This is a genomic window from Streptomyces atriruber (assembly GCF_001418325.1).
GTDB lineage: Bacteria > Actinomycetota > Actinomycetes > Streptomycetales > Streptomycetaceae > Streptomyces > Streptomyces atriruber.
Genome location: NZ_LIPN01000258.1, coordinates 36,839 through 59,647 on the forward strand (window position 1 = coordinate 36,839; position 22,809 = coordinate 59,647).

Here is a 22,809-nt window from a genome sequence, read left to right on the forward strand (position 1 = left end):
GCGACAAGCCCCCACCGCCCGCAGGCGAGAAGGGATGAGGCCCCGCACGGTCAGGAGGTCGTGGGGCTCGGCTTCGCCGCGGGGGCCGTCCAACTGCCCAGGAGAGCCAGGCGGTCCGCGCTTTCGGTGCCGGGTTCCGCCGTGTAGACGACCAGGAGCTGGTCCGGGTCGCCGGGCAGGGTCAGCGTCTCGTACGGCAGGACCAGTTCCCCCACGACCGCGTGGTTGATGCGCTTGACGCCGTGCGTCTTCTCCTTGACCTGGTGGTCCGCCCACAGACGGCGGAAGTCCTCGCTCTTGACGGACAACTCGCCGACCAGCGCGCACAGTTCGGCGTCCGAGGGGAAGCGCGCGGCGTCCAGGCGCAGATACGCGACCGTCTCCGCGGCCACCGACTCCCACTCCGGATAGCAGTCCCGGCCGGGGCCTTCGAGGAAGACCTGGCGGGGGATGTTGCGCTCGGCGGGGGAGAGGCGGGAGAAGCCGTTGAGGGCGTCGGCGAGGGCGTTCCAGGCGAGGACGTCCATGCGGCGGCCGAAGATGAACGCCGGGGCCCGGTCGATGCTGTCGAGCAGCAGCCGCAGCCCGGGGCGGACCTGCTGCGCCGTGGTCCCGGCCCTGCGGGGGCGGGGCCTGGGACGGGCCACCGTGCGCAGGTAGGCGTGCTCGGTCTCGTCCAGGCGCAGCACGCGGGCGACGGCGTCGAGCACGGCGTCGGACACCGAGGGGCCGCGGCCCTGTTCGAGGCGGATGTAGTAGTCCACGCTCACGCCCGCCAGCTGTGCGACCTCCTCGCGGCGCAGGCCGGGCACGCGGCGCCGGCCGTAGGCGGTGAGGCCCACGTCGGCGGGTTGTATGCGGGCACGCCGTGAGCGCAGGAAGTCTCCGAGGTCGCCGTCCATGCGTTCGATCCTAGGCGGGCGGACCGATTCCATCCTGGTACTGCCGGACCCAGGAAAAGCACAGCCCTGGGTGGCGTGGAGCGGGCCGATGAGAGTGGTTCTCGCCGCCGGGGAGCCCGGGACGGCAAGGATCGTCAGGGAGTTCACTCATGTCGTACGAGACGCTTCAGGACCGCACCGCCCTCGTCACCGGCGCGGCCAGCGGCATCGGAGAGGCCACGGCCCGGCTGCTCGCCGCCCGCGGGGCGCGGGTCGTCCTCCTCGCCCGCCGCACGGACCGGCTCGAAGAGCTGGCCGCCAAGATCGGGGCGGACGGCGGCCGGGCGCTCGCCGTCACCGCCGACGTCACCGACCAGGCGTCGGTGGACGCCGCCGCCGAGCGGGTCCGCGCCGCCTACGGGCGCGTGGACCTGGTGGTGAACTCGGCGGGTGTGATGCTGCCCAACCCGGTCACCGAGGCCCGCACCGACGAGTGGCAGCGGATGCTGGACACGAACGTGGCGGGGGCGCTGCGCATCATCGGCGCCTTCACGCCGGACCTGATCGAGGCGGCCGCGGCGGGCGGGGCGGCGGACCTGGTCAACATCTCCTCGATCGGCGCGCACCTCGCGTTCACCAACTACGCGGTGTACGGGGCGACGAAGGCCGCGCTGACACACCTGTCGGAGTCCCTGCGCACCGAGCTCGGCCCGCGTGACGTGCGCGTCACCAACGTCGAGCCGGGCTTCACGGACACCGAGCTGCGCGGGCACATCGACAACGGTGAGCTGAGCGGGCAGCTGGAAGGCATGTTCGGCGCGGTCGGCTCACTGGAATCGGAGGACGTCGCGGACCTGATCGCCTACGCGACGAGCCGTCCGCGCCACGTCAACCTGCGCCAGCTCATCGTGCTGCCCACGCGCCAGGCGTGAGCCGCCCCGGAGGGGGACGGGGTCAGTCGTCCCACTCCGACCTGCGCTCGTCGCGCCGCCGCCCGAAGGGCGACCCGCGGTGGGCGGCCGCCACGTTCACGCCGACGATGCCCGCCCAGGACACGAAGAGCCCGGTCAGGCCCGCGTTGACCACGGCGATGGCGGAGAGCGGGACCGCGAGGATCAGCGAGACGACGCCGAACCCGAAGCGCTCGCCCCAGGAGTCGACCCCGCTCGCGGGGGAGCGGGCGCCGCGGGCGACCACCATCTGCTGCTCGGCGAGGTGGCGGCGCATGCGGCGGTCGATCGTGCCGTCCAGGCGCTGCTCGATCTTCCCGAGGAACGAGTCGACCAAGGCGGAGTCGTACTCTTCGCCGAGTTCTCTGCGGGCGTGCAGAGTGGCGTCGAGTTCCTTCTTGAGTTCGGCGTCACGGGCTTCCATACCCGTGTACGTTACGGTGCCGGCGCCTCTTCGGCGGTGGGGCTAACCCCCCTTTCCGCCCGGGGCCCATCCCCAGGGCCGGGCGGGTTCCGGCGGGCCAGCGCCCAGTACAGCACCGCGGGCACCACGAGCCCCACGATCCAGGAGATGTCGGCGCCGCCCAGCGGATCGACCAGCGGGCCCGTGTAGAAGTGGGTGACCAGGAAGGGCAGCTGGGCGAGGAGTCCCACGCCGTAGACGACCAGGGCGTCCCAGCGCCAGGCGCCGTAGCGGCCGTGCGGGTCGAAGAGCGCGGGGATGTCGTAGCGCTCGCGGGAGATCAGGTAGTAGTCGACCAGGTTGATGGCCGACCAGGGCGTGAAGAACGTCAGCAGGAACAGCAGGAAGTCCTTGAAGGACGACAGGAAGCTGTCCTTGCCGAGCAGCGCGACCGCCGTGCCCGCCACCATGATCACGGCGATGTACGCGGCCCGCCCGCGCGGCCCGAGCACCTTCTGGCCGCGGAAGCCGCTGATGCTCGTGACCATCGACATGAAGCCGCCGTAGGTGTTGAGGACGTTGATGGTCAGCTTGCCGAGCGCGATCACGAAGTACAGGAAGGAGGCGATCAGGCCGGTGCCGCCGAGGCCCACGACGTAGCCGACCTGGTTGGCGAGGAAGGCGTCCCCCGCGCTCGCCGCCACGAGCACCCCGAACGTCATCGACCACTGCGAGCCGATCGCCGACCCCGACAGCGTCCACCAGAACGTGGCCTTCGCCGACGTGGTGCGCGGCAGATAGCGCGAGTAGTCGGCGACGTACGGACCGAAGGCGAGCTGCCAGGACGCCGACAGGGAGACGGCGAGCAGGAACATCGGCAGGTCGAAGCGGGCGTCGCCGAGCAGCGCCGACAGATCCACGCGGTCCAGGAGCCGGATGCCCAGATAGACGAAGGCGAGCGCGCAGATCACGCTGGCCACCCGGCCGAGCACATGGATGACGCGGTAGCCGACCGCCGCCATGACCGCCGTGACGACGGCGAAGACGACGATGCCGGTGGTGTCGTTCGTGTGCGTCAGCTCGGCCGTGGCCTGTCCGGCAAGGACGCTGCCGCTCGCGAAGAAGCCGACGTACATGAGGATGACGAGGAGCAGCGGGACGACCGCACCCTTCACCCCGAACTGGGCCCGCGACTGGATCATCTGCGGCAGCCCCAGCTTCGGCCCCTGCGCCGAGTGCAGCGCCATGACGGCGCCGCCGAGGAGGTTGCCGAGGACGAGGCCGACCAGCGACCACACCACGTCGCCGCCGAAGACGACGGCGAGCGCGCCCGTCACGACCGCGGTGATCTGCAGATTGGCGCCGAGCCAGAGCGTGAACTGGCTGAACGCCGTGCCGTGCCGTTCGTCGTCCGGGACGACGTCGATGGAGCGCCGCTCCACCAGGTCTTCAGCTGCCATGCCGATCGAAACCCCCTCTTGTCACACGTCTTGTTACGCGTCCTTCTTCGCCAGTCCGTGCTGTTCCGCCCAGTCCTGCGCGACGTCCTCCGGGTCCTTCTTGTCCTTGTCCACCAGGCGGTTGAGCTCGGTGAGCTGGGCCGTCGTCAGGAGCGCGCCCAGGCGGGCGAGCGCCTTGCGCACCGTCGAGTCGGCCTTGCGGTCGGCGATGAGCGGGACGACGTGCTGGCCGGGGACGAGGTTCTTGGGGTCGGTGAGGACGACCCAGCCCTCGGCGGCGATGTCGGTGTCGGTGGTGAAGAGGTTCGCGACGTCGACGTCGCCCTTGCGCAGGGCGCCCTTGACCAGCGGCCCGGACGAGTCGAGCGACTTGAACTCCTTGAACTCGACTCCGTAGACGTCCTTGAGGCCGACCGCTCCCACCGTGCGCTTCTTCACCTCGGCGGCGGCGCCGATGACCAGCTTGCCGTTGTGCTTCGCCAGGTCGGCGAGGGACTTGAGGCCGTACTCCTCGGCGGTGTCGCGCGTGACGACGAACGCGTCGGAGTCCTCGGCCCGCCCGTACGGCAGGATCTGCAGCCCGCGCGGGAGCGCCACGGCGAGGGCGTTCTGCATCTCGCCCTCCTCCGTGGCCTTCGCCTTGGGGTCCAGGTAGTGCAGGAGCGCGCCCTGGTACTCGGGGAGCAGGTCGATGTCGCCGCCCTTGAGCGCGGGGATGAGGATCTCGCGGGTGCCGAGGTTGGGCCGGACGCTCGTCTTCACGCCTGCCGCCTCCAGGGCGGCCGCGTACAGGTATCCGAGGACCTGGTTCTCGGTGAAGTTGGCGGTGCCGATGGTGACGCCGTTCTTGCTGGAGCCCCCTCCACCGCCGCCGGAGCCCCCGCCGTCGAGGGAGGTGATGCCGCCGCTGCAGGCGGCGAGCGTGGGCACGGACGCGGTGGCGAGGAGTCCGCCGAGGAGAGTTCTGCGGTTCATGGGGATCGCTCCTAGGCCTGCTTGGCCGGACGGTGGCTGAAGAGGGCGCGCTGGAGGCCGGACAGCGCCAGGTCGAGGACGACGGCGACGACGGCCACGAGCACGGCGCCGCCGAGCACCTGGACGAGGTCGCGCTGGGCGAGTCCGTCGAAGACGTACCGGCCGAGGCCGCCGAACGAGACGTAGGCGGCGATGGTCGCCGTCGCGACGACCTGGATCAGCGCGAGCCGGAGCCCGGTCATGATCAGCGGCAGCGCGAGCGGCAACTCGACCTGGAGGAGCACCTGGTGGGCCCGCATGCCCTGGCCGCGCGCCGCGTCCCGCACCTCGGGGTCGACGGCGGTCATGCCCGCGTACGTGTTGGTGACGATGGAGGGCACGGCGAGCGCGACGAGCGCGATGTAGACGGGCCACATCGACAGGCCGCTGGCCAGGAAGACCAGCACGACGAGTCCGACGGTGGGCAGCGCCCGGCCGAAGGAGGAGAGGTTGATCGCGACGAAGGCGCCGCGTCCGGTGTGCCCGATGAGCAGGCCGACCGGCAGCGCGATGACGGCGGCGATGAGCGTCGCGAGCAGCGAGTACTGGAGGTGCTCGACGAGGCGGTGCCCGATGCCGTCGGGCCCGGTCCACTGTTCGCCGCTGACCAGCCAGGCGCCGAGGTCCTTGAAGAGTTCGTACATGTCAGGCGCTCCTTTGGCGACGGGTCCAGGGCGTCAGGACGTACTGGAGCGTGACGAGCAGCGCGTCCGCGACGAGCGCGAGGAGCAGCGTGAGGACCACGCCGACGATCACGGGGGTGGGGAAGTTGCGCTGGAAGCCGTCGGTGAAGAGCTGTCCCAGACCGCCGTCGCCGATGTACGTCGCGACGGAGACCAGGGAGATCGACATGACCGTCGCGATCCGTACGCCCGCCATGATCACCGGCAGGGCGAGGGGGAGTTCGACGGTGAGCAGCGTGCGCAGCGGCCGGGTGCCCATGGCCTTGGCCGCTTCCTTCGTCTTCGCGGGCACGGAGTCCAGGCCCTCGACGGTGTTCCGCAGGAGCACCACGAGCGTGTAGATCGTCAGGCCGATGACGGTGGTGGTGCGGGTGAGCCCGCTGACCGGCAGGAGCAGCACGAAGACGGCGATGGAAGGAATGGTGAAGAGGACGTTCGACAGCCCGAGGAGGAGCCCGCGCAGGGGCCGGACGCGGTGCGCGACGACGGCCAGCGGCAGTGAGATCAGCAGTCCCAGGGCGACGGCGGAGAGGGCGGCCTGGAGGTGGGAGAGGGTGAGGCGGGTGAGATCGTCGGTGTGGTCGCCGATCCACGACCAGTCGACGGTCATGAGGTGCGCTCCGCGGGGCCGGTGAGGTCGTCCTGTGCCCGCGGCCCGGTGGGGGCTTGTCGCGCGGTTCCCCGCGCCCCTTCCGGGGACGCCTCGGTGCGGGTCGAGGTGGACGACTCAGGGGCGCGCGGAACCGCGCGATCAGCCCCCACCGGCCCGCGGACGGAACGGCCTCTCTCGTGGGCGGCGCCCGCGCCGTCGTGGATGTCCTCCCGGGACGAGACCCCCGTCAGGCGGCCCTCCGCGTCGACGCGGACCACCAGCCCCGTCGGAGCGGATATCGACTCGTTGAGGGCGGAAAGCAGCGAGTCGGAGTCGCGCAGCGGCCGTACGGGGACGTCCGCGGACTCCCCGTCCTTGTGCCGCCAGGCCAGGGGAGCCCCCGCCGCGTCCAGGCGGAGCGTCCACGCGCCGCCCTCCGGCGCGGGCCCCAGCGGAACGCCCGAGAGCGTGGCAAGGGAAAGCAGCTTCAGGCCGCGCTCCGCGCCCAGGAAGTCCGCGACGAAGTCGTCCGCGGGGCGGGCGAGGAGTTCGGCGGGCTCGGCGCACTGCACGAGATGCCCGCCGGTGCGGAAGACGGCTATCCGGTCGCCGAGCCGCACCGCCTCGTCGATGTCGTGCGTGACGAAGACGATGGTCTTGCTCAACTCCCTTTGCAGTCGCAGCAGTTCGTCCTGCAGTTGGGTGCGGACCACCGGGTCGACCGCGCCGAACGGCTCGTCCATGAGGAGGACCGGCGGGTCCGCGGCGAGCGCGCGGGCCACGCCGACGCGCTGCTGCTGACCGCCGGAGAGCTGGTGGGGATAGCGGCGTCCCGCGTCCGGGGCGAGGCCGACCGTCTCCAGGAGCTCCGCCGCCCGCGCCCGCGCCTTCCTGCGGCCCCAGCCGAGCAGCAGCGGCACCGTGGCGACGTTGTCGAGGACCGTGCGGTGCGGGAAGAGACCGGCCTGCTGGATCACGTAGCCGATGGAGCGGCGCAGTTCCGCCGCGTCCTGCTCCAGGATGTCGCGGCCGCCGACCCGGATGGTTCCCGAGCTCGGGTCGACCATCCGGTTGATCATGCGGAGGGTCGTCGTCTTGCCACAACCGGAAGATCCGACGAGGACGGTCACGCCGCCTTCGGGCATCTCCAGGGTGAGGTCGTGGACTGCTGTCGTGCCGTTCGGGAAGCGTTTGTGGACCGTGTCGAACTGGATCATGAGGAGTCCCTTGCCCGGCTGTATATCGTCATGCAGAGTTCTCGTTGTCTGAATAGGTTGTCAATAGTTGGTCGCCGCTTCAGTGGAAATCGCTCGCGATTACCGGCCGACAGGCAAGACAGGGCGTCCGATTGAGGAGGAATGCGAGTGAAGTCGTCTCGTATCGCGGACAGGGCGACCGGCGACAGGAAATCGGTCGTCGTCCTCGACGGCCGGGGACTGATGGTCGCAGACGTCGTACGGTTGGCCGAATCGCATGCCCGGCCGGTGCCCGCGACCGACGGAATGAAGCGCGCCGAGGACTCCTGGAACGCCGCCAGGGAGATCGCCGCCTGGGGCCGCGTGTACGGCCGCTCCACCGGCGTCGGCGCCAACCGGAACGAGAACGTGCCCACCGAGGCCGCCGCCGACCACGGCCTCAGACTGCTGCGCTCGCACGCCGGAGCCATCGGCGCCGAACTCCCCGCCACCCAGGTCCGCGCGATGCTCGCGGTCCGCGCCAACCAGCTCCTCGCGGGCGGCGCCGGACTGCGCCCCACCGTCGTCACCGCGCTCTGCGAGGCCCTGGAGACCGGCGCGTACCCCACCGTCAACGAATTCGGCTCGGTCGGCACCGGCGACATCGCCGCCCTCTCCCAGATGGGCCTCGCGCTCGCCGGTGAACACCCCTGGCAGGGCCCCGGTCGCCCGCCCGAGTCGCAGCCCCTCGACAACAACGACGCCCTCGCCCTGATCAGCAGCAACGCCCTCACCCTTGGCCAGTCCGCGCTCGCCCTGCACGAGCTGCGCGGACTGATCGGCGCCACGCAGGTGGTCGCCGCGCTGTCACTGATGGCGGTCGACGGTTCGTACGAGGCGTACGCGCTGCCCGTGCACGAGGCGCGGCGCCACCCGGGCTCGTACGCGGTCGCCGAGCGCATGCGCCGTCTGCTGGGCGCCCCCGACCGCCCCACCCCGCCCCTCGGCCGCATCCAGGACCCCTACGGCTTCCGCTGCGTGCCGCAGATCCACGGTCCCGCGCACGACGCGGCGGACGCCCTGGAAGGGGTCCTCGCCGTCGAGATCAACGCGGCCGCCGAGAACCCCCTGATCTCGCCCGACGATCTGGCCGCGTACCACCACGGCGGCTTCTACCTGGCTCAACTCGCCCTGGCGCTCGACCACTTCAGGCTGGCCGTGACCCAGGCGGCGCGGCTGTCCACCTCCCGCCTCTCCACCCTCAACGAACCGGCCTTCACCCGCCTGCGGCCCTTCCTCGCGGACGGCGAACCCGCCTCGTCCGGCGTCATGATCCTCGAATACGCCGCCGGGGCCGCCCTGGGTGACCTGCGGGCCTTCTCCGCGCCCGCCTCCCTCGGCCACGCGGTGCTCTCCCGCGGCGTCGAGGAACAGGCCAGCTTCGCCTCGCTCGCCGCCCGCCAGACCCTGCGCGCCTGCGAGGCGTTCCGCATGGTGGTCGGATGCGAACTGGTCGCCGCGGTCAGGGCGTTGCGGCAGCGGGACATGCGTCTCGATCCGGACACACCGCTCGCGCGGGCCTTCGAACTCGCCGACTCCGTCCTCGAAGCGGAGCTCGCGGACCGGCCGCTGACGGATGATGTGACGGCGGCGGCGGGGCTGCTCGACCGGTTCACCATCCTGTGGTCGGAGCTCGGCGCCGGAACGACAGCGGGTACGGACATCCTGAGGGGGACGGCATGAGTGACAGCCCTGCCGCGCGACTGCAAGTGCTCTTCGAGGGCCACCGGCTCACGCCCACCCAGCGGCGCATCGCGCACTGCATGGTGCGCAGGGCCGCCGACGCGCCCTTCCTCTCCAGCGTGGAGCTGGCCGAACTCGCCGGCGTCAGCCAGCCCTCGGTCACCCGTTTCGCGGTCGCCCTCGGCTTCGACGGCTATCCGGCGCTGCGCAGGCACCTGCGGGACGTGGCGCCCGCCGAGGAGTCGGGGGCGACGGCCGCCAACGAGTACCAGCAGGCGGTCGACGCGGAGATCGAGAACCTCCGGCACCTGGCGGAGGTCCTCGCCGACCCGGCGCCGGTCGAGCGCGCGGGACGGGTCCTCGCCGCGTCCCGGCCCCTCCCCGTCCTCGGACTGCGGGCCGCCGCCTCCCAGGCGTACGGCTTCTCGTACTTCGCCGCGAAGGTCCATCCCGACGTACGCCTCCTCGACGAGGGCGGCACCATGCTGGCCGACCGCGTCGACGCCGCGGTCCGGGCCGGTGCCACGGCCCTCCTCTGCTTCGCGCTGCCCCGCCACCCCCGCGAGGTCGTCGACGCCCTCGCCTACGCGCAGTCGGCGGGCCTGACCGTGGTCACCGTCGCCGACTCGGCCTTCGCCCCGGTCGCCGCCCACTCCGACCTCCTCCTCCCGGCGGCCGTCGGCACCGGCCTCGCCTTCGACACGGCCTGCGCCCCGATGCTGCTCGGCCGTGTCCTCCTGGAGGCCATGTGCGACAACCTGCCGGACGCCCAGGCCCGCCTGGAGGAGTTCGACGTGCGGGCGGCGGCGCGGGGGCTGTTCGTGGAGTAGGCCGGTGCCCGGAGCGGACGGACACGAAGGCGACGCCACGCCCGGGGGGAGCGCGGCGCCGCCGGTCGGTCGGCCGGACGTCAGACGTCCAGGCCCGTCTCGATGCGTTTCAGCTGGTGGCGGGCCATCGCCAGATTGGCGCGGTCCTTGTCGAGGGCCAGGTAGAGGAAGAGGCCGTTGTTGTTGCGCCCCTTCATCAGCCGGATCAGGTGGTACTGCGAGCCCAGCGAGATCAGGATGTCCTCGATCTCGTCCTTGAGCCCGAGCATCTCCATCGTGCGCAGCTTGGCGCGCACGACGTCCGTGTTCCCGGCCGCCGCCACCGACAGGTCCAGGTCCTTCCCGCCCCCGATGGTGCCGAGGGCCATTCCGCTCGTGTAGTCGACCAGAGCGGCGCCGATGACGCCCTCGATCGTGGTGGTGGCTTCCTTGAGTGCGGTCTCCGTGTCGGTCATGTGCTTCGTGCTTCCTTTCCGTCTGCCGGGCGTCCGTGCTGAAGAGGACGACGAGGGTGTGGTGGGGGGCATGGGTCAGGTTTCCTCCGCTCGATCGACGGCGGCGTCGACCAGCTGTCCGATGAGCGCGCTGGAACGGCGGGCCTCCAGGTGCAGCCGGCCCACGTTGATGCGGGGCTCGGCGAGCAGCGTGAGCACGGCGGACGAGCCGGCCGCATAGGTGGCCACATAGCCCTGTTCGCCGCGGATGAGCAGTTCGCGGAAGCCGCCCTGGTGCGTGGCGTCGGAGAGCCGCAGGGCCACGCCGAGCGCCGCCGCGGTGAGCGCGCAGACGCCCTCCGCCTCCACGTCCGTGGCGTCCTGCGCCAGCAGGAGCCCGTCGACGCTGGCCGTCAGGGCGCCGCGGAGCTGGGGCATCCGGGTCCGCAGCCGTTTCAGTTCGCCGAGTACGTCGGCTTCGGCAGCCACCAGCTCTCTCCTCCCTGCGCGCCTCCAGGGCGCGAAGAACTTCATGTGGACGAGGTCCCGGCCCAGGGGGCGGCAGGGAGATTCACAGCGCCTCCAGCGCGTCGCGGACCCGGCGCAGCAGGGCGATGTCGGGCTCGGCGCAGTCCGCCGGGTCCGGAAAGGGAAGGGCTGTCGGTCTGGTGGATGACCCCGGTTCCCCTTCCGGTGTCCCGGGGGCCTCCACGAGACCGGCGGCCGCCAGCCGCCTGACCTCGATCAGGGTGTGGAACGACGGGCGGCCCAGCGCCCAGGCGATGGCCGTCGGCGTCCGGACGCCGTCCGCGAGCCGCAGCAGCGCGCGCTGGCGCACGGTGACCGCCTGCCCCCGCGCGGGCTGCCGGGGCACGACCGGTGCGGTGTCGACCTCCGGGCGGGGCCAGATGCTGTCCAGGAGGGCCCGGCGGCGCAGGGTCTCGCGCTCGACCGCCGCGGCGGGCACCGGGCGGACCCGGCCGAGCCAGTGCGCGACGCCGTAGCGGAACCGGGTGGGTCCGCTGGCCGCCCCGAGGACGAAGAACGCGGCGTCGAAGAGCGCGCCGAGGTGGCACATCTCCAGCTCGCCCGTGGTGACCCGGCCGGTGGCGACCAGCTCCCGCCCCACCTCGTGGCGCCTCCCCGCCGACGAGAGGGCGTCCTGCCAGCCCTGCGCGGCCAGGGCGCCGCCCGCCGTGAGCAGGACGTCGATGCCGGGCGCCGCGGGACTCTCGGCGTGCACGACGCGCCCCTCCACGAGGTAGAGGGTGCCCTGGGCGCGCAGGAAGGCGCCGGTGGCCCGCTCGGTGGCGAGCCGCGTGAGCAGGGGCGAGATGGCGGGCGCGCTGATGGCCTGCGGGACGACGGCGGGCTCCGCGGCCCGCAGGGTGTTCACACCAGCACCAGACGTTCGGCCAGGCTGCGCAGCCGTATTCGCGCCATGGCGAGGTTCCCGGAGTGCCGGTCGAGCCAGAGATAGAGGAAGACGCTGCTGTCGAAGGTCGTCTCCACGTACCGGATCAGATGGAATCCGGTGCGCGTGGTGAGCATGAGGTCCTCGACGGGGAGCCCTTTGTGGTCCAGGCCCTCGGCGTCTTCGTCGGCGTCGGCGGCTCCGTCGAGGCCGAGGCCGAGGCCGTCGGCGTCCGGATCCTCTACCGGGGCGAAGGCCTGGTACTCGGCGGCTGCGCGGGCCACCTCGGCGGTCTCGGCGGCGGTCGCTTCGTAGTCACCGTTGGGGGAATCGCCGACCGAGCCGAGGGCGAGCCCGCTGGTCCAGTCGACGATCGCGGCTCCACGGGCACCGGGCAGTGTCATGGCTTCGTACAGACACTCGTCGATTCCGGGCACGCGGCCTCCCCTTCCCCAAGGTGGAACCGGGTGGTCCCCACCACCCGACCGGGCGGCTCACGCCACCTGGTGCAGAGGAAAGTACGCAGGGAAGCCGGAGTTCCGCGGTGAATGGGCATATTCCGCGGGAAGGCGTCCGAGGTCGACGGGACGCGTTCGGTCATGGCCGGGGGCGGCCCATCGCTGACCGAATGTGCCGGTCACGCGATCGAGGCATCCCCCGGGAAGGTGTCAGCCGCGGTGTCAGGCGGTGTCAGTCCTCGGAGCGGGCCTTGAGTGCCACCTTGTTCACGCCCCAGAGCGCGATGCCGATGGCGATGAGTACGCCGGCGCGGATGTACACCTCGGCGGGGCGGTCCGCGAGCGGGCTCGCGAGGATCAGGGCGCTGATCGCGCCGAGCACCGGGAGGACGGTCGGCGCGCGGAAGTGCCGGTGCTCGACGGGGTCGCGGCGCAGCACCAGGACCGCCACGTTGACCACCGCGAACACGCACAGCAGCAGGAACGCCGTGGTGTCGCCGAGGCCCTCGATCTCGCCCGTGGAGACCAGGCCGATCGCGAGGAGCGAGACGAAGACGATGCCGACGACCGGGGTGCGGCGTCCGGCGAGGACCCGGCCCATGGCGCGCGGCAGGATGCGTTCGTTGGCCATGCCGTAACAGAGCCGGGAGGCCATCATGATGTTGATCAGCGCCGAGTTGGTGACCGCGAACAGGGCGATGAGGGCGAAGAGTTCGTGCGGGAAGTCGACGCCGCCCGCCTTGACGACCTCCAGGAGCGGGCCGCTCGAACCCTCCAGGGTCCGGTGGTCGACGAGGAGCGACGAGACGAGCGCGACCAGGACGTAGATCGTGCCGGTCACCGCGACGCCGATGAAGATCGCGCGGGGGAAGGTGCGCACCGGATCCTTCGTCTCCTCGGCCATGTTGACCGAGTCCTCGAAGCCGACGAAGGCGAAGAAGCCGAGGGCCGTGGCCCCCAGCACCCCGGTCATCAGGGCGTATCCCGTGCCGTCGGACTCGAACTGGGTGAGCCGCGAGGGTTCGCCGTCCCCGGTCAGCACGGCGTACGCACCGATCGCGAGGATGATCGCGAGACCGGTGAGCTCGACCAGCGTGAGCACCACGTTCGTCTTCACCGACTCCGAGACGCCCCGCATGTTCAGCGCCGCGAGCAGCACGATGAAGGTGATGGCGATCAGGGTGGGCGGCAGCGCGTCGTCCGTCAGCTCGGCGAGGTAGTCGCCGCTGAAGGCGCGGGCGGCGGCGCTGGCGGACGAGAGCCCGGAGCACATCACCATGAAGGCGATGATGAAGGTCAGGAACGGCGTCTTGAACGCCTTCTGGGTGTAGAGCGCGGCACCGGCCGCCTTCGGGTACTTGCCGACCAGTTCGACGTACGACGCCGCCGTCAGGATCGCCACCACGAAGCCGATCGCGAACGGCACCCACAGCGCGCCGCCGACCTTCCCCGCGACCTTGCCGGTGGTGGCGTAGATGCCGGTGCCGAGGATGTCGCCGATCACGAAGAGGATCAGCAGCCTGGGACCGATGGCGCGGTGCAGCGCGCCCTCTTCGACGGGTGGTGATGTGGTGGTGGACGTGTCGGACGTCGTCACAGGTGCCTCCCCCGAGACCGGGTACGGGTCGAGGGATGGTCTGCCCGTGATCCAGGTCACTATGCGGGAGTTGAGGAAGGTCAGAGCATCCGGCAGTCGCAGTCGCAGTCGCAGTCGCAGTCGCAGTCGCAGTCGCAGTGGCAGTGGCTCACAGGCTGCGCAGCGCGTCGCGTTCCGCGCCGCCGCCCGCCTCCGCCACGATCTCGTCCAGCGTCTGCGGCTCGCGCACCACCGCGAAGCGCATCTCGTCACCGTGCGCGGCGAAGCCGTGGACGCCCGGCCTGATCAGGCTGTTGTACGAGTAGTGCTGGGCGAAGTAGTAGGCGCCGGTGTCCAGCGCGGCGACGTGGTCGCCCGGTTCGAGCAGCGGCAGCGGGCGGTTCTCGGCGAGCAGGTCGCCCGCGAAGCAGGCGGGGCCCGCGATGTCCTGGCCGACGGTGGGCCCGCTCTTGGGCCGGCCCTTCGCGTCGAACGCGGCGATCCGCAGCGGCCATGACGCGGGCGCGTACACGGTCCTGGTCGCCACCTGGACGCCCGCGTGCGTCACGGCGATGGGCCGCCCGCCCGCCCGCTTCGCGTACTCGACGCGGGCGAGGATCGTGCCGTGCTTGGCGAGCAGCGAGCGGCCGAACTCGGTGACGATGCCGTACCGCCCGTCGAGCAGTCCAGGCACCCGGGCCTTGAGGCGGCGCGCGTACTGCGCGTGGGTCGGGGTCTCGTCGTCCGAGCCGAAGTTCACGGGCAGGCCGCCGCCGATGTCGACGGTGTCGACCTGGTGCCGCCCGGCGCGTTCGTTGATCTCCTCGGCCAGTTCGTACGTCGCCGCGACGCCCCGCACCATCATCTCCAGGGGCATGCCCTGCGACCCGGAGTGCGCGTGCAGGCGGGTCAGCCACGGGCGGTCGAGGAAGGCCCGGACCACCCACTCCCTGGCGTCCTCGTCGCGCAGCGGCACCCCGAACTTGGAGGTGGCCGTCGCCGTCGAGAGGGCGCCGATCGCGCCGCCGCCGATCTGCGGGTTCACACGGATGCCGATGGGGGAGCCGGTCAGCGCCGACCGGGTCATGGCGTCGATGCGGGCCAGCTCCTGCGGGTTGTCCGCGTTCACGGCGATGCCGAGGGCCAGGGCCTCGCGCAGCTCGGCCGGGGTCTTGGCGGGCGAGTCGAGGACGGTCTCGGCGGGCGGCATCCCGGCGGCCCGCGCCAGGGCCAGCTCGCCGGGGCTCGCCACCTCGGCGCCGATCCCCGCCCCGCGCAGCAGCCGCAGGACCGGGACGAGCGGGGTGGCCTTCACCGCGAAGGCGTGCAGGACGGGGGTGCCGGGCGGGGTCACGGCGTGGAAGGCGGCGTGCAGGGCGGCGCAGCTCGCGCGGATGCCGTCGACGTCGAGCAGGCCCGCGACGGGGGCGGCGGGGCCGACGACGCCCTGCTCGACGGCGGCGGCGACGGCCCGGTCGCGGCGGGCGGCGGCGTCGGCGCCCGGGGTGACGCTCGGGGTGGTGCCGGGCACGGTGTCGTGGGGGGAGCCCGGTACCGCGTTCCCGTGGAGCACCTGGGTCTTGTCGTTGTCCTCGTCGTGGCCCATGCGATCCAGCCAATCATCCGAGGCGGGACCCCGCTGGCGTACTCGTGCATTCGTTCGCTATTGACTAGCTCTATTCAGGCCTCCAGGATGTGAATAACAAGGTCACAGCAACGAGGTCACAGCAACGAGGAGGCATCGCCATGTCAGGACCCCGCCCCGTACGGGCACCGCGCGGTACGGAACTGAGCGCCCTGGGATGGCAGCAGGAAGCCGCCCTCCGCATGCTGCAGAACAACCTCGACCCCGAGGTCGCCGAGCACCCCGACAAGCTCGTCGTCTACGGCGGCACGGGCAAGGCGGCCCGCGACTGGCGCTCCTTCGACGCGATGGTCCGCACGCTGAAGACCCTCAAGCAGGACGAGACGATGCTCGTCCAGTCCGGTCGCCCCGTCGGCGTCATGCAGACCCACGAGTGGGCGCCGCGTGTCCTGATCGCCAACTCCAACCTGGTGGGCGACTGGGCGAACTGGGAGGAGTTCCGCCGCCTGGAGCAGCTCGGCCTCACCATGTACGGGCAGATGACCGCGGGCTCCTGGATCTACATCGGCACGCAGGGCATCCTCCAGGGCACGTACGAGACGTTCGCCGCCGTCGCCGCGAAGCGGTTCAACGGCACGCTCGCCGGGACGATCACCCTCACCGCCGGGCTCGGCGGCATGGGCGGCGCCCAGCCGCTCGCCGTCACCATGAACGACGGCGTCGCGATCTGTATCGACGTCGATCCGCGCGCCATCGAGCGCCGCATCGAGCACAAGTACCTGGACGTGAAGGCGGACTCCCTGGAGCACGCGCTCCGGCTGGCGGTCGAGGCCCGCGACGCGAGGAAGCCCCTCTCCATCGGCCTCCTCGGCAACGCCGCCGACCTGCTCCCGCGCATGCTCGCCGAGGGCGCGCCCATCGACATCGTGACGGACCAGACCTCCGCCCACGACCCGCTGTCGTACCTGCCGACGGGCGTCGACTTCGACGACATGCAGACGTACGCGACGAAGGACCCGGCGGGCTTCACCACCCGCGCCCGCGAGTCGATGGCCCAGCACGTCGAGGCCATGGTCGGCTTCATGGACGCGGGCGCCGAGGTCTTCGACTACGGCAACTCGATCCGCGGCGAGGCCCAACTCGCGGGCTACGACCGCGCCTTCGCCTTCCCTGGCTTCGTCCCCGCCTACATCCGCCCGCTTTTCTGCGAGGGCAAGGGCCCGTTCCGCTGGGCGGCGCTCTCCGGCGAGGCCTCCGACATCCACAAGACGGACAAGGCGCTCCTGGAGCTCTTCCCGGAGAACGAGTCCCTGCGCCGCTGGATCAAGATGGCGGGCGAGCGCGTCCACTTCCAGGGCCTGCCCGCCCGCATCTGCTGGCTCGGCCAGGGCGAGCGCGACAAGGCGGGCGACATGTTCAACGACATGGTCGGCAACGGCACCCTCGCCGCCCCGCTCGCGATCGGCCGCGACCACCTGGACTGCGGTTCCGTCGCCTCCCCGTACCGCGAGACGGAGGCCATGCTCGACGGCTCCGACGCGATCGCCGACTGGCCGCTCCTGAACGCCATGGTCAACGTGGCGTCGGGCGCCTCCTGGGTCTCCATCCACCACGGCGGCGGCGTCGGCATGGGCCGCTCCATCCACGCGGGCCAGGTCTCGGTCGCCGACGGCACGCAGCTCGCGGGCGAGAAGATCCGCCGCGTCCTCACGAACGACCCCGGCATGGGCGTCATCCGGCACGTCGACGCCGGGTACGACATCGCGGAGTCGGTGGCGGACGAGAAGGGTGTGCGGGTTCCCATGCGAGAGGGCGAGGCGTGAGCAATCCAGCTTCTCCCGGTACAGGTTCAGTTTCTCCGGGTACAGATTCAGCCCCTCCGGCGTTCGAGGAGCGGGGTCCGGGGCGGAGCCCCGAGCCCTCGGCCCCGTCCTTCCAGGAGATGTGGCGCGACCTGGCCCCCATCGGGCGGGACGCCAGTTCTCGCGGATACCGCCGCTACGCCTGGACGGGCGCCGACACGGACTGCCGCGCCTGGTTCAAGGCGCAGGCGGAGACCCGCGGGCTCGCCTACGAACTGGACCGCAACGGCAACCAGTGGGCCTGGCTCGGCGACCCCGCGGCCGGTGACGCCGTCGTCACCGGCTCCCACCTGGACTCGGTCCCGGACGGCGGCGCGTTCGACGGCCCGCTAGGCGTCGTCTCCTCCTTCGCCGCCCTGGACGAACTCCGGGCGCGCAAGGCGAAGTTCACCCGCCCCCTCGCCATCGTCAACTTCGGCGACGAGGAGGGCGCCCGGTTCGGCCTGGCCTGCGTCGGCTCCCGGCTCACCGCGGGACAGCTGACCGTCGAGGCCGCGCACCGGCTCACGGACGGCGACGGCGTGACGCTGCCGCGGGCGATGGAGGCGGCGGGCTACGACCCGTACGGCATCGGCCCCGACCCCGAACGCCTGGCCCGCATCGGCGCGTTCGTCGAGCTGCACGTGGAACAGGGCCGGGCCCTGGACCTGTCCGGCGACCCCGTCGGCATCGCGTCCGCCATCTGGCCGCACGGCCGCTGGCGCTTCGACTTCCGCGGCGAGGCCAACCACGCGGGCACCACGCGTCTCGTCGACCGCCGCGACCCGATGCTGTCGTACGCGGAGACGGTCCTCGCGGCGCGCCGCGAGGCCGAACTCGCGGGCGCGGTGGCCACCTTCGGCAAGATCTCCGTCGAACCGAACGGCGTCAACGCGATCCCGTCGCTGGTGCGCGGCTGGCTGGACTCGCGGGCGGCCGACCAGGCCACCCTCGACACGGTCGTCACGGGCATCGAGAAGGCGGCCCGCGAGTACGCGGAGCGGCACGGCATCGACCTCGACGTGGTCCGCGAGTCGTTCACGCCGGTGGTCGAGTTCGAGGACGCGCTCCGGGACGAGCTGGGCGCGATCCTCGGCGCGGGCAAGGAGAGGAGCCTGCCCGTCCTCGGTACGGGTGCCGGACACGACGCGGGTATTTTGTCCGGCTCGATCCCCACCGCCATGCTGTTCGTACGGAACCCCACGGGCGTCTCGCACTCCCCGGCCGAGTACGCCGCCGAGGACGACTGCCTGGCCGGGGTGACCGCACTGGCCGACGTACTGGAAGGGCTGGCGTGCAGGTGACGACGGAGACCTACTGGCTGGAGCAGGCCTGGCTGGACACGAACGTCGAGCCGGGGGTCGCGGTCGACGTGGCGGGCGACCGGATCACGGCCGTCCGCAAGGGCGTCGACGCGCCCCCGCCGGGCGCGACGGTCCTGCGCGGCCTGACGCTCCCCGGCCTCGCGAACGCCCACTCGCACGCCTTCCACCGCGCGCTGCGCGGCACCGTCCAGGTCGGCTCCGGCACGTTCTGGACGTGGCGCGAGGTCATGTACTCGGTGGCGGACCGTTTGACGCCGGAGTCGTACCACGCGCTGGCGCGGGCGGTGTACGCGGAGATGGCCCTCGCGGGCATCACCACGGTGGGCGAGTTCCACTACCTCCACCACGGCCCCGGCGGCACCCCGTACGCCGACCCGAACGCGATGGGCGAGGCGCTGATCCAGGCGGCGGCGGACGCGGGCGTGCGCATCACGCTCCTCGACACGGCGTACGTCGCCGCCGGGTTGCTCGACGCCGAGCGCGGCAAGCAGCCCGACCGCCATCAGCTGCGCTTCTCCGACGGCACGACGGAGGCGTGGGCGGAGCGGGCCTCGCTCCTCAAGGACCGCCCGCACGCCCGGATCGGGGCGGCGATCCACTCCGTACGAGCGGTCCCGGCACGGCAACTGGGCACGGTGGTGGAATGGGCGACGGCCCGCCGTTCCCCCCTCCACGTGCACCTCTCCGAGCAGACGGCGGAGAACGACGCGTGCCGGGCGGTCCACGGCCGCACACCGACGCAGCTCCTCTCGGACCACGGAGTCCTCGGCCCACGCACGACAGGCGTCCACAACACGCACCTCACGGACCAGGACATCGCGCTGCTCGGCGGCACGACGACGGGCACGTGCATGTGCCCGACCACGGAACGCGACCTGGCGGACGGCATCGGTCCCGCGGTCCGCCTCCAGCGCGCGGGCAGCCCCCTCTCGCTGGGCAGCGACAGCCACGCGGTGATCGACATCCTCGAAGAGGCGCGCGCGATGGAGCTGAACGAACGCCTCCGCTCCCACACACGCGGCCACTGGACCGCGGCGGCGCTGCTGCGCGCGGCGACGGCGGACGGCCACGCGGCACTGGGCTGGCCCGACGCGGGCGTCATCGAGCCGGGGGCCCTGGCGGACCTCACCACGATCGCCCTGGACTCCGTCCGCACGGCGGGCCCGGTCCCGCGCCTGGCGGCGGAGACGGCGGTGTTCGCGGCGACGGCGGCGGACGTGCGCCATACGGTGGCCGGGGGCGTACACGTCGTACGAGACGGAGAACACGCCCTGGTCCCGGACGTCCCCGCGGCGCTGACGGAGGCGGTGGCGGCGCTAAGAGACTGACTCTTTCCCCGCCCCCGCCCATCTGTTTCAGCCCTTCCGGCAACAGATCCAGCCCCTCCGGCGTTTGAGGAGCGGGGTCCGGGGCGGAGCCCCGGCTTCGGGAAGGGGCGGGATCGGGGAAGGAACCGCCGGAGGCAAGACGCTCACCCCCCACTCACTCGCAGAGGACCCCATGCCCACCACCCTCATCACCAACATCACCAGCCTCGTCACGAACGACCCGGAACAGGGCGACGGCACCCCGCTGGGCCTCCTGACGGACGCCGCCGTCGTCCTGGACGGCGAGACCATCGCCTGGGTGGGCCCGGCAGCCAAGGCCCCGTCGGCGGACGAGACCCACGACGCGCAGGGCCGCGCCGCGATCCCCGGCTTCGTCGACTCCCACTCCCACCTCGTCTTCGCGGGCGACCGCACCCAGGAGTTCAACGCCCGCATGTCGGGCCGCGCCTACTCCGCGGGAGGCATCCGTACAACGGTCGCGGCGACCCGGGCCGCCACGGACGAGGCCCTCGAAGCGAACCTCACCCACTACCTCGCAGAGGCCCTCCGCCAGGGCACGACCACGTTCGAGACGAAGTCGGGCTACGGCCTGAACACCGAGGACGAGTCCCGCGCCCTGCGCATCGCGGCACGCCACACCGACGAGGTCACCTTCCTCGGCGCGCACATCGTCTCCCCGGACTACGCGGAGGACCCGGCGGCGTACGTGGACCTGGTGACGGGCGAGATGCTGGAGGCCTGCGCGCCCCACGCCCGCTGGATCGACGTCTTCTGCGAGAAGGGCGCGTTCGACGGCGACCAGGCCCGCGCGATCCTGACGGCGGGCAAGGCGAAGGGCCTGCACCCCCGCATCCACGCGAACCAGCTGTCCTACGGCCCGGGAGTGCAACTCGCGGTAGAACTGGACGCCGCATCGGCGGACCACTGCACGCACCTGACGGACGCGGACGTCGACGCCCTCGCGAACGGCAACACGGTCGCGACGCTCCTCCCCGGCGCGGAGTTCTCGACCCGCGCCGAGTGGCCCGACGCCCGCCGCCTCCTGGACGCGGGCGCGACGGTGGCCCTCTCCACGGACTGCAACCCGGGCTCGTCCTTCACGTCCTCGGTGCCGTTCTGCATCGCCCTGGCCGTACGGGACATGGGGATGACCCCGGACGAGGCGATCTGGTCGGCGACGGCGGGCGGCGCGGCGGCGCTGCGCAGGGACGACATCGGCAGGATCACCGTGGGGGCCCGGGCGGACCTGGCCTTCCTGGACGCCCCGAGCCACGTCCACCTCGCCTACCGGCCGGGCGTGCCTCTGGTCGGCGAGGTGTGGCGACGGGGCGCACGGGTGGCCTGAGCAGGCCCTGGACCGAGCAGGCCCTGGACCGAGCAGACCCTAGGCCGCCCACATTCCGCCGTCGACCCGAAGCACCGTGCCGGTGACGTACGAGGCCCGGTCGCTGAGGAGCCACGCGGCGGCCTGGGCGATCTCCTCCGGATCGGCGGCACGCCCCAGCGGGGTCTGCGAGTTGAGGTGGTCGATGGTGCCGGGGGAGTTCGCGTCCCACTCGCGGAGCATCTCGGTCAGCGTGGTGCCGGGCGCGACGGCGTTGACGCGGATGTTCTCGGGCCCGTACGTGACGGCGGCGGACGCGGTGAGGCTGTTGACGGCGCGCTTCGTCGCCGCGTACGCGGGCAGGGCGGGGTTGGCCACGAGGCTGCCGACGCTGGAGGTGTTGACGATGGCGCCGCGCCGCGACGTGGCGCGGATGGCGGCGACCTCGGCGTTCATGGCGAGCCAGGTCCCCTTGAGGTTGACGCCGGTCACGTGGTCGAAGTCGTCCTCCGACAGCTCGTCCATGGGGCCGGGCGGCTGCCCGGCCGCCCCGTTGTTGAAGGCGACGTCGAGCCGCCCGTACAACTGGACGGCCCGCTCGACGGCGCCGCGTACGCTGTCGCCGTCACCGAGGTCGCACACGACGTGATCGGCGACGCCCCCGTCGTCCCGTATCCCCTCGACCACGCCTGCCAACTGCGCCTCGGTCCGGGAGGCGAGAAGAACCCGGGCCCCTTCCCGGGCGAAGAGCCGGGCGGCGGCGGCACCGATGCCGCGCCCGGCGCCGGTGACGAGGGCGACCTTGCCGGAGAGCAGACCAGCACCGTACGAATGCGTCATGTCGTTCATACCGAGGAGCCTGCGCCGCCCCGCGCCCCGCATCCAGGACCCACCAGTACCTGGCTGACCAGCGGCGACGTCCCGCACACTTGACCGGTGAACCGACAAGAACGGGAACTGGCGGGCTTCCTGCGCAGCAGGCGCGAACGCATCACGCCCGCGGACGTGGGGCTGCCCGCGGGCCCGCGCCGCCGCACGCCGGGCCTGCGCCGCGAGGAGGTGGCGCAGCTGGCGTACATCTCGACGGAGTACTACACGCGCCTGGAACAGGCCCGCGCCCCGCACCCGTCCCGGGAGGTCCTGGCCCAACTGGCCAGGGCCCTGCGCCTGACGGACCCGGAGCGGGACCACCTCCACCACCTGGCAGGCGTCCCGCCCGCCCCGCCGCGGGGCCCGTCGAGGGAGGTGCGCCAGAGCATCGTCGACCTCCTCGACCGCCTCCCGGAGGCGGCGGCGATCGTCCTGTCGGCGACGTACGAGGTCATCGCCTGGAACGACCTGGCGGCGGCGCTGATGGAGGACTTCTCCCTCCTGCCCCGCCGGGACCGCAACCTGGCCCGCCGCACGTTCCTGCCTCACCGCGAGGAGGGCTGCTCCCTGTACGGGGTCTCGGACACGGAGGAGTTCTCCCGGACGATGGCCCAACACCTCCGCACGACGGCGGCGCGCTACCCGGACGACCCGGAGGTCAAGTCTTTGATGACCGAACTCCGCACCAGGAGCCCGGAGTTCGCCGAGCTCTGGGCCACGCACGACATATCCGCCCGCCCCACCCTGTGCAAGACCTTCCAGCACCCCGTGGTCGGTTTCGTGGCCGTGCACTGCGACGTCCTGGACATCACGGACCGGGACCAGCGCGTCTTCATCTACACGGCGGCACCGGGCTCGGAGGAGGCGATGCGGCTGCTGTCGGTGGTGGGCACGCAACGCATGGACGTACCGGGCTGAGTGCC

Annotated in this window: 22 protein-coding genes; 8 read left to right on the top strand and 14 right to left on the bottom strand. The window is 72.0% G+C overall.

Annotated elements, in window-relative coordinates:
* Window positions 1–50: 50 nt before the first annotated feature.
* Window positions 51–902: a helix-turn-helix transcriptional regulator gene (locus AOK03_RS25530; RefSeq protein ID WP_055567684.1), complete on the bottom strand. Its 852-nt coding sequence runs from the start codon at window positions 900–902 to the stop codon at window positions 51–53.
* A 149-nt stretch (window positions 903–1,051) separates the two neighbouring features.
* Between AOK03_RS25530 and AOK03_RS25535 the strand changes: the two genes are divergently transcribed.
* On the top strand, window positions 1,052–1,813 hold the full coding sequence (locus tag AOK03_RS25535; RefSeq protein ID WP_055567685.1) for an SDR family oxidoreductase: 762 nt from the start codon (window positions 1,052–1,054) through the stop codon (window positions 1,811–1,813).
* Window positions 1,814–1,835: 22 nt separating this feature from the next.
* Here the strand turns inward: AOK03_RS25535 and AOK03_RS25540 are convergent, their stop codons facing one another.
* The 6 genes from AOK03_RS25540 to AOK03_RS25565 are packed head-to-tail and all read right to left on the bottom strand — an operon-like array spanning window position 1,836 to window position 7,200.
* The gene (locus tag AOK03_RS25540) at window positions 1,836–2,255 is read right to left on the bottom strand and encodes a hypothetical protein (protein WP_055567686.1); all 420 of its coding nucleotides are present in this window, start codon (window positions 2,253–2,255) and stop codon (window positions 1,836–1,838) included.
* A gap of 11 nt (window positions 2,256–2,266) precedes the next feature.
* Window positions 2,267–3,694 carry a purine-cytosine permease family protein gene (locus AOK03_RS25545; RefSeq protein ID WP_055567687.1) on the bottom strand — a complete coding sequence of 476 codons (1,428 nt, stop codon included), beginning with the start codon at window positions 3,692–3,694 and terminating at the stop codon, window positions 2,267–2,269.
* 33 nt (window positions 3,695–3,727) lie between these two features.
* A complete protein-coding gene (locus AOK03_RS25550; RefSeq protein ID WP_055567688.1) occupies window positions 3,728–4,669 on the bottom strand; it encodes an ABC transporter substrate-binding protein in 942 nt (313 codons plus the stop codon).
* A gap of 11 nt (window positions 4,670–4,680) precedes the next feature.
* Window positions 4,681–5,352: an ABC transporter permease gene (locus AOK03_RS25555; RefSeq protein ID WP_055567689.1), complete on the bottom strand. Its 672-nt coding sequence runs from the start codon at window positions 5,350–5,352 to the stop codon at window positions 4,681–4,683.
* A 1-nt stretch (window position 5,353) separates the two neighbouring features.
* Window positions 5,354–6,001, bottom strand: a complete 648-nt coding sequence (locus AOK03_RS25560; RefSeq protein ID WP_055567690.1) for an ABC transporter permease — start codon at window positions 5,999–6,001, stop codon at window positions 5,354–5,356.
* On the bottom strand, window positions 5,998–7,200 hold the full coding sequence (locus tag AOK03_RS25565; RefSeq protein WP_079074955.1) for an ABC transporter ATP-binding protein: 1,203 nt from the start codon (window positions 7,198–7,200) through the stop codon (window positions 5,998–6,000). Before AOK03_RS25565 ends, AOK03_RS25560 begins: the two co-directional genes overlap by 4 nt.
* 141 nt (window positions 7,201–7,341) lie before the next feature.
* On the opposite strand from AOK03_RS25565, the gene AOK03_RS25570 reads away from it, so the two are divergent.
* Together AOK03_RS25570 and AOK03_RS25575 are read left to right on the top strand one after the other, a co-directional pair.
* Window positions 7,342–8,901 carry an aromatic amino acid ammonia-lyase gene (locus AOK03_RS25570; RefSeq protein ID WP_055567691.1) on the top strand — a complete coding sequence of 520 codons (1,560 nt, stop codon included), beginning with the start codon at window positions 7,342–7,344 and terminating at the stop codon, window positions 8,899–8,901.
* A complete protein-coding gene (locus tag AOK03_RS25575; protein ID WP_055567692.1) occupies window positions 8,898–9,731 on the top strand; it encodes a MurR/RpiR family transcriptional regulator in 834 nt (277 codons plus the stop codon). The genes AOK03_RS25570 and AOK03_RS25575 overlap by 4 nt, the downstream gene beginning before the upstream one ends.
* Before the next feature lie 80 nt (window positions 9,732–9,811).
* Here the strand turns inward: AOK03_RS25575 and AOK03_RS25580 are convergent, their stop codons facing one another.
* The 6 genes from AOK03_RS25580 to AOK03_RS25605 form a co-directional block, all read right to left on the bottom strand.
* Entirely contained in the window at window positions 9,812–10,186 is a 375-nt protein-coding gene (locus AOK03_RS25580; protein ID WP_055567693.1) for a hypothetical protein, read from the bottom strand.
* A gap of 75 nt (window positions 10,187–10,261) precedes the next feature.
* The gene (locus tag AOK03_RS25585; RefSeq protein WP_079074956.1) at window positions 10,262–10,699 is read right to left on the bottom strand and encodes a roadblock/LC7 domain-containing protein; all 438 of its coding nucleotides are present in this window, start codon (window positions 10,697–10,699) and stop codon (window positions 10,262–10,264) included.
* A 37-nt stretch (window positions 10,700–10,736) separates the two neighbouring features.
* Window positions 10,737–11,552 (bottom strand): hypothetical protein, encoded by an 816-nt coding sequence (locus AOK03_RS25590; protein ID WP_055567712.1) that lies wholly within the window; start codon window positions 11,550–11,552, stop codon window positions 10,737–10,739.
* 5 nt (window positions 11,553–11,557) lie between these two features.
* The gene (locus AOK03_RS25595) at window positions 11,558–12,016 is read right to left on the bottom strand and encodes a hypothetical protein (RefSeq protein ID WP_055567695.1); all 459 of its coding nucleotides are present in this window, start codon (window positions 12,014–12,016) and stop codon (window positions 11,558–11,560) included.
* 253 nt (window positions 12,017–12,269) lie between these two features.
* Window positions 12,270–13,634: an APC family permease gene (locus AOK03_RS25600; protein WP_055567696.1), complete on the bottom strand. Its 1,365-nt coding sequence runs from the start codon at window positions 13,632–13,634 to the stop codon at window positions 12,270–12,272.
* Between the two features lie 148 nt (window positions 13,635–13,782).
* Entirely contained in the window at window positions 13,783–15,219 is a 1,437-nt protein-coding gene (locus AOK03_RS25605; protein WP_079074957.1) for a type III PLP-dependent enzyme domain-containing protein, read from the bottom strand.
* A gap of 140 nt (window positions 15,220–15,359) precedes the next feature.
* Between AOK03_RS25605 and hutU the strand changes: the two genes are divergently transcribed.
* The 4 genes from hutU (at window position 15,360) to hutI (ending at window position 21,037) form a co-directional block, all read left to right on the top strand.
* On the top strand, window positions 15,360–17,021 hold the full coding sequence (gene hutU, locus AOK03_RS25610; RefSeq protein ID WP_055567697.1) for a urocanate hydratase: 1,662 nt from the start codon (window positions 15,360–15,362) through the stop codon (window positions 17,019–17,021).
* 119 nt (window positions 17,022–17,140) lie between these two features.
* Entirely contained in the window at window positions 17,141–18,343 is a 1,203-nt protein-coding gene (locus tag AOK03_RS25615; RefSeq protein WP_055567698.1) for an allantoate amidohydrolase, read from the top strand.
* On the top strand, window positions 18,340–19,692 hold the full coding sequence (locus tag AOK03_RS25620) for a formimidoylglutamate deiminase (RefSeq protein WP_055567714.1): 1,353 nt from the start codon (window positions 18,340–18,342) through the stop codon (window positions 19,690–19,692). The genes AOK03_RS25615 and AOK03_RS25620 overlap by 4 nt, the downstream gene beginning before the upstream one ends.
* A gap of 172 nt (window positions 19,693–19,864) precedes the next feature.
* Complete coding sequence (gene hutI, locus AOK03_RS25625; protein ID WP_055567699.1) at window positions 19,865–21,037, top strand: imidazolonepropionase; 1,173 nt, start codon at window positions 19,865–19,867, stop codon at window positions 21,035–21,037.
* Between the two features lie 39 nt (window positions 21,038–21,076).
* Here hutI and AOK03_RS25630 read toward each other — a convergent pair whose 3' ends face one another.
* Window positions 21,077–21,865, bottom strand: a complete 789-nt coding sequence (locus tag AOK03_RS25630; RefSeq protein WP_244177745.1) for an SDR family NAD(P)-dependent oxidoreductase — start codon at window positions 21,863–21,865, stop codon at window positions 21,077–21,079.
* A gap of 87 nt (window positions 21,866–21,952) precedes the next feature.
* On the opposite strand from AOK03_RS25630, the gene AOK03_RS25635 reads away from it, so the two are divergent.
* Complete coding sequence (locus AOK03_RS25635; protein ID WP_055567700.1) at window positions 21,953–22,804, top strand: helix-turn-helix transcriptional regulator; 852 nt, start codon at window positions 21,953–21,955, stop codon at window positions 22,802–22,804.
* Window positions 22,805–22,809 lie beyond the last annotated feature (5 nt).

Coding starts and splice junctions, on each gene's coding strand:
- AOK03_RS25530 (WP_055567684.1), bottom strand. CDS start 902: ATGGACGGCGACCTCGGAGACTTCCTGCGCTCACGGCGTGCCCGCATA.
- AOK03_RS25535 (WP_055567685.1), top strand. CDS start 1,052: ATGTCGTACGAGACGCTTCAGGACCGCACCGCCCTCGTCACCGGCGCG.
- AOK03_RS25540 (WP_055567686.1), bottom strand. CDS start 2,255: ATGGAAGCCCGTGACGCCGAACTCAAGAAGGAACTCGACGCCACTCTG.
- AOK03_RS25545 (WP_055567687.1), bottom strand. CDS start 3,694: ATGGCAGCTGAAGACCTGGTGGAGCGGCGCTCCATCGACGTCGTCCCG.
- AOK03_RS25550 (WP_055567688.1), bottom strand. CDS start 4,669: ATGAACCGCAGAACTCTCCTCGGCGGACTCCTCGCCACCGCGTCCGTG.
- AOK03_RS25555 (WP_055567689.1), bottom strand. CDS start 5,352: ATGTACGAACTCTTCAAGGACCTCGGCGCCTGGCTGGTCAGCGGCGAA.
- AOK03_RS25560 (WP_055567690.1), bottom strand. CDS start 6,001: ATGACCGTCGACTGGTCGTGGATCGGCGACCACACCGACGATCTCACC.
- AOK03_RS25565 (WP_079074955.1), bottom strand. CDS start 7,200: ATGATCCAGTTCGACACGGTCCACAAACGCTTCCCGAACGGCACGACA.
- AOK03_RS25570 (WP_055567691.1), top strand. CDS start 7,342: ATGCGAGTGAAGTCGTCTCGTATCGCGGACAGGGCGACCGGCGACAGG.
- AOK03_RS25575 (WP_055567692.1), top strand. CDS start 8,898: ATGAGTGACAGCCCTGCCGCGCGACTGCAAGTGCTCTTCGAGGGCCAC.
- AOK03_RS25580 (WP_055567693.1), bottom strand. CDS start 10,186: ATGACCGACACGGAGACCGCACTCAAGGAAGCCACCACCACGATCGAG.
- AOK03_RS25585 (WP_079074956.1), bottom strand. CDS start 10,699: ATGAAGTTCTTCGCGCCCTGGAGGCGCGCAGGGAGGAGAGAGCTGGTG.
- AOK03_RS25605 (WP_079074957.1), bottom strand. CDS start 15,219: ATGGGCCACGACGAGGACAACGACAAGACCCAGGTGCTCCACGGGAAC.
- hutU (WP_055567697.1), top strand. CDS start 15,360: ATGTCAGGACCCCGCCCCGTACGGGCACCGCGCGGTACGGAACTGAGC.
- AOK03_RS25615 (WP_055567698.1), top strand. CDS start 17,141: ATGTGGCGCGACCTGGCCCCCATCGGGCGGGACGCCAGTTCTCGCGGA.
- hutI (WP_055567699.1), top strand. CDS start 19,865: ATGCCCACCACCCTCATCACCAACATCACCAGCCTCGTCACGAACGAC.
- AOK03_RS25630 (WP_244177745.1), bottom strand. CDS start 21,865: ATGAACGACATGACGCATTCGTACGGTGCTGGTCTGCTCTCCGGCAAG.